This is a genomic window from Streptomyces sp. NPDC054770 (assembly GCF_053611985.1).
Genome location: NZ_JBSHBL010000165.1, coordinates 1 through 5,641, shown reverse-complemented (window position 1 = coordinate 5,641; position 5,641 = coordinate 1). Strand labels below are relative to the sequence as shown.

At 72.7% G+C, this 5,641-nt stretch carries 5 protein-coding genes; 3 read left to right on the top strand and 2 right to left on the bottom strand.

Annotated features, from left to right (window positions below; genetic code table 11):
• A partial coding sequence (locus ACWGKQ_RS51720; protein ID WP_453299102.1) for a sugar kinase occupies positions 1-883 on the bottom strand: 883 nt, incomplete at its 3' end.
• A 153-nt stretch (positions 884-1,036) separates the two neighbouring features.
• Here ACWGKQ_RS51720 and ACWGKQ_RS51715 point away from each other — a divergent pair.
• Complete coding sequence (locus tag ACWGKQ_RS51715; protein ID WP_453299101.1) at positions 1,037-2,314, top strand: amino acid deaminase; 1,278 nt, start codon at positions 1,037-1,039, stop codon at positions 2,312-2,314.
• 19 nt (positions 2,315-2,333) lie between these two features.
• The gene (locus ACWGKQ_RS51710; protein ID WP_453299100.1) at positions 2,334-3,941 is read left to right on the top strand and encodes an N-acyl-D-amino-acid deacylase family protein; all 1,608 of its coding nucleotides are present in this window, start codon (positions 2,334-2,336) and stop codon (positions 3,939-3,941) included.
• A gap of 92 nt (positions 3,942-4,033) precedes the next feature.
• Here the strand turns inward: ACWGKQ_RS51710 and ACWGKQ_RS51705 are convergent, their stop codons facing one another.
• Positions 4,034-4,867 (bottom strand): trypsin-like peptidase domain-containing protein, encoded by an 834-nt coding sequence (locus ACWGKQ_RS51705; protein ID WP_453299099.1) that lies wholly within the window; start codon positions 4,865-4,867, stop codon positions 4,034-4,036.
• A gap of 410 nt (positions 4,868-5,277) precedes the next feature.
• Here ACWGKQ_RS51705 and ACWGKQ_RS51700 point away from each other — a divergent pair.
• On the top strand, positions 5,278-5,641 hold a 364-nt coding region (locus tag ACWGKQ_RS51700; RefSeq protein WP_453299098.1), incomplete at its 3' end, for a hypothetical protein.

Here is a 5,641-nt window from a genome sequence, read left to right as displayed (position 1 = left end):
TCGCCCGAGCGGGGGGACCCCCATCGCCCTGCGGCACGCCTGCCCGCAGCTGAGTGGCTCGACGGGACGCGGCTGGGCAGCGCCCCGTAAGGGGCGCGGGGCTGTTTTTGATTTGCGGCTGCCGCCGCGTGGGCGCGAGCAACCCCCACCCACCCGCACCCGACACGAATGCCGTCGCCCCCACCGCGCCCTGCTTCACCACCAGCACCTCCGGCTCCGGCAGCAACTCCCGCACCGCCGATGGTCCTCCCGTCACCCCCCACGCCTCCTCCGCCTCGTCCTCCCCCACAAAGACGATGTCGGCCCGCCGTGCCAGCTCCAGCAGGACGTGCGGGCCGGTGCCCGAACCCCACAGCCCCGCCCGGTAGTTCACGTCGAACGACACCACCGGGCGCCCCCCGGCGGGAGCCGTCAGCTCCCGCAGCAACCCCCGGCACCCCTCCGACAACGCCGCCGTGATCCCCGACAGGTGCAGGATCCGGCCCGCGCGCACCGCCGCCAGATCCACCGTCGCCCCGGACATCGCCGACGCCGCCGACCCCGCCCGGTAGTACGCGACCTCGTGCGCGTCCGTCGCCCGGTCCCCCGCCGTACGGAAGTACACCCCCGTCGGCCGCACGGCATCGCGGCCCACGCAGGAGACGTCCACGCCGTACGAGGCGACCGTCTCCACCAGGTGGTCGCCGAACCCGTCCGCGCCGACCCGGCTGACCCACCGCACGGCGTGCCCGGCGGCGGCCAGCGCGCATGCCACGTTGGACTCCGCACCGCCGATCGCGCGGTCGAAGGACGGTACGTCCGCGAGGCGTCCCGGCCGGGTGGGCAGGAAGGTGACCATGGACTCGCCGAGCGCGACGACGTCCACGACGTTCACGACGTCCATGGCGTCCGTGGCCTTCACGATGGTGGTGGCTCCTCGTCGTCCGGGGCGCTGCGGGCTCCATTGACCCGGCGTTGGCGTGGATGTTAGACAGCGGTAAGCGATATACGCAATGGACGTTGCACCTAGTGCAACCGACCTGACCAGGGAGGTTCCGTGTCCCTCGACACCGGCACCGACGCACTCGCCCGGCTCGCCGACGAACGCGTCGACCACCGTTTCAAGGGCCTCCCGCCGGACGCCGACGGCCTCACCGTCGGCGAACTGACCGCACAGCGCCGCAACCTGTTCACGGACGGCTTCGCGACCCCGGTGCTGACCCTCTCCGCCGAGCGCCTGGAGCACAATCTCGCGCTGATGGAGACGTACACCGAACGGCACGGCCTCGCCTTCGCCCCGCACGGCAAGACCTCGATGGCCCCGCAGCTCTTCCACCGGCAGACCGAGCGCGGGGCGTGGGGCATCACCCTCGCCGTGCCGCACCAGGTGCGGGTGGCGCGGGCGTTCGGCACCCGGCGGGTCTTCCTCGCGAACGAACTCGTGGACGCGGCGGCGCTGCGCTGGATCGCCGCCGAGCTGGAGCGGGACGCGGACTTCCGTTTCATCTGTTACGTCGACTCCGTGCGCGGGGCCGAGCTGATGGACGCGGCGCTGCGCGGGGCCGGCCGTCCCGTGGACGTCGTCGTCGAGCTCGCCGCCGGGGAGGGCGCCCGTACCGGCGTCCGTACGGAGGCGGAGTGCGCGGCGGTCGCGGACACGGTGGCCGGGACGCAGACCCTGCGGCTGGTGGGGGTGGCCGGGTACGAGGGCGAGGTCCCGCAGGCCGACCCGGACCGGGTGCACGCCTATCTGCGCCGGCTGGTCGCCCTCGCCGCCGAGTTCGACAAGGCGGGCCGGTTCGCCGGTCTGGACGAGATCGTCGTCACCGCCGGCGGCAGCGCCTGGTTCGACGCGGTCGCGGACGTCTTCGCCGGGATTCCCGAACTGTCCGCCCCCGTACTGAAGTTGCTGCGCTCGGGCGCCTACGTCTCGCACGACGACGGCCGCTACCGCGAGGTCACCCCCTTCAACCGCGTCCCCGAGGAGGGCGCTCTGGAGCCGGCCTTCCGGCTCTGGGCGCAGATCGTCTCCCGCCCCTCCCCCGAGCAGGCCTTCGCCAACGCGGGCAAGCGGGACGCGGCGTACGACCTCGACCTCCCCCTCGCCCAGGTGATCCGGCGGGCGGGCACCGAGCGCCCGGCGAGCGGGGTCTCGGTCACCGGCCTGTCCGACCAGCACGCCTGGCTGCGCACGGACCCCGGGGCGGACCTGGAGGTCGGGGACTGGATCGGCCTCGGTCTCTCCCACCCGTGCACGTCGTTCGACAAGTGGCAGCTGATCCCGGTCACCGAGGCGGACGGCACGGTCGTCGACTACATCCGCACCTACTTCTAGGACTTCCAGGGAGCCTGTCGTGGAGGATCTGGTCATCCGGGACGCCGACGTCGTGGACGGCAGCGGTGCGCCCTCCTACCGCGCGGACGTGGTCGTCGACGACGGCCGGATCGTGTCGATCGTCAAGGAGGCCGCGGCGGCGGGCTGCCAGCGGCCGCGCGCGATGCGCGAGCTGGACGCGGAGGGCCTGGTCCTGTCCCCCGGCTTCATCGACATGCACGCCCACAGCGACCTGGCCCTGCTCCGCGACCCCGACCACAGCGCCAAGGCCGCGCAGGGGGTGACCCTGGAAGTGCTGGGCCAGGACGGCCTGTCGTACGCCCCGGTCGACGACCGCACGCTGGCGGAGGTCCGCCGGGCGATCACCGGCTGGAACGGCTCCGGCGACGACATCGACTTCGACTGGCGGTCGGTGGGCGAGTACCTGGACCGCCTCGACCGCGGCATCGCCGTCAACGCGGCCTACCTGATCCCCCAGGGCACGGTCCGCGCGCTCGCGATCGGCTGGGAGGACCGCGCGGCGACCCCGGCCGAACTGGACCAGATGCGCCGGCTGGTGGCCGAGGGCATGGCACAGGGCGCGGTCGGCCTGTCCTCCGGCCTCACCTACACCCCCGGCATGTACGCGCCGGACGCCGAACTGACCGAGCTGTGCCGGGTGGTGGCGGAGTACGGCGGCTACTACTGCCCGCACCACCGCTCGTACGGGGCCGGTGCCCTGGAGGCGTACGCGGAGATGGTGGCCCTGGCCCGCGAGGCGGACTGCCCGCTCCATCTGGCCCACGCCACCATGAACTTCGGCGTGAACAAGGGCCGGGCCCCCGAGCTGCTGGCCCTCCTCGACGAGGCCCTCGCCGCCGGCGCCGACATCACCCTGGACACCTACCCCTACACCCCCGGCAGCACGACCCTCGCGGCGATGCTGCCGAGCTGGGCGAACGAGGGCGGCCCGGCGGCGGCCCTGGTGCGGCTGGCGGACGACGGGACGTCCGAACGCGTCCGCCACCACCTGGAGACCGTCGGCTCCGACGGCTGCCACGGCGTCCCCGTCGAGTGGGACACGATCGAGATCTCGGGCGTGGCCGACCCGGCCCTCGGGGACCTCGTCGGCCGTACGGTCCAGGAGTCGGCGGACGCCCGGGGCGAGTCCCCCTGGACGACGGCCCGCCGCCTGCTCGTCACCGACCGCCTGGGCACCACGATCCTCCAGCACGTGGGCCACGAGGAGAACGTCCGCACGATCATGCGGCACCCGGTCCACACGGGCGGCTCGGACGGCATCCTCCAGGGCACGAAGCCCCACCCGCGCGCCTACGGCACCTTCCCGCACTACCTCGGCCACTACGTACGGGAGCTGGGAGTCCTCTCCCTGGAGGACTGCGTCGCCCACCTCACCGCCCGCCCCGCGGCCCGGCTGCGCCTGCCGGACCGCGGCCTGGTACGCGAGGGCTACCGAGCCGACATCGTCCTCTTCGACCCGCGGACGGTGGCGGCAGGCTCGACGTTCGAGCACCCGCGCACCCTCCCCACGGGCATCCCGCACGTCCTGATCAACGGCCGCTTCGTGATCGAGAACGGCCGCAGGACGGACGAGTTGGCAGGCCGAGCAATCCGCCGCACCCCTTAGGCGCCCCGCACTGGAGCGCCCGAAAGGGGCGCGGGGAACTGCGCGACCAGCCCCCACCCACCCGCACCCGAAAACGAACCGCCCGCCACCCCCTACGGCTTGGGCAGGGTGCAACCACTCGCACTCAGGCTCAGCACATTCCCCGTCGTGAAGCACGCCGGAATGATGTACGTCTCCTCGGCGTAGTTGATCCCCTGCCGAACCGTCACGGTCCCGTTCTCGTCCACCTCGCACGGGTTGTCGACGGTGCACCGCTCCCCGTCCTCGTTGCCCGTGTTGTTGACGGCGACGACCTGCCCCGTGCTGGTGTCGATCACCGGCGACCCCGACGTCCCCCCGATCGTGTTGCACGCGGAGGTGTAGCGGACCGAGTCCTTCCAGGTCCAGTCGCCCTCCTCCAGCCGGTACACGAACCCGTCGATGTTGCAGCTGTAGATCGTCTTCCAGTACCCGGAGACGACCTTGATGGCGCTGCCTGCGACGGGGTGGGAGGCGCTGACGGTGAGCGGGCTGATGCCGTAGGCGCTCTTGATCGCCGCGTACGTCGTGGTGGTGCGGTAGATCGTGATGTCCGTGTCGGTCATCGTCGAGTAGACGACCTGGTTGGCGCGGAGCGTGGCGACCTTGGTGCCGGCGGAGTTCAGCAGGCCGAAGGTACGGCTGGAGGACTGGCCGGTGATGACCTCGCCGGGCTCCGGGAAGCCGGTCTCCAGGCAGTGGCCGTTGGTGAGGACCAGCGCGGGGTCGCTGTCCGCGGAGTTGGGGAAGCGGATGACCGAGCCCGAGCAGTTGCTGAGCGAGACGGTGCCCGCGAAGTTGACGGTCACCGCCGCGGGCTTTGCCGTCTGCGGTGCGGCGACCGCCGGTGCTGCGCCCATCCCGGTGATGGCCAGGGAGGCGAGCGCGGCGACGAGAGGCTTGTTCATGTGGGGGTCCCCTCTATACGACGAGGTGACCGGAGATCTTCCGGCCACCCGTTTTTGTCATGCACATTCTCATCACAACCCGCCGTGCGGGCAAGGAGTCGTTTCCGGTCGGCATGTTGGCGCGATCCCGCGCCGGCGGAGCGTCCCGCGCGCAGAGGGGGTTCGCGGGGACGACGAGCAGGACCGTACGACTTCAGCTGTCGGGGCCTCCCGACACGGATGACGACGAACTGCCGCGCCGGGTTGGCCGGTTGCGCCGAACGTCCGCCGACCTGGACGTGGCCGGAACACGGCCGCCGCCGGCGGCGGACCGCGCGCGACGCCCGCGGACCTCGCTCTCTGGCGGCCTGCCCCTCTAATGGGGTCTGCCGCCGCCACCCCTTCCGTGCCCCCACCCGTGACCCCCGTCCGTGGGAGTCACGGTCGCCGTCGCGCCGGCGGTGGCGGTCGGCGACGGTGTCGTGCTCGCCCCGCGGGTCGCGGTGGCGCTCGGCGAGGCACTGGGCGAGGCACTCGCCGACGCGCCGGGCCGGGCCGACGGCGATGTCGTGACCGGTGCGGCAGGGGCGGCCGACGTCTGCGAGGCGGTGCCGGACGCGGTGCGCGGACTCTGCTCGGGCGCCGCCGCGGCCGACGACTCGCCGGCCGTGCGCTTCGTCCGGTCCTGGCCGCCCTGCGTGCCGTCGCCCGGCGAGGAGGAGAAGGGAAGGCCGGTGATCAGCGCGAGCGCGGAGACGGCACCCACCGCTCCCACCGCGGCCACCACATATGTGC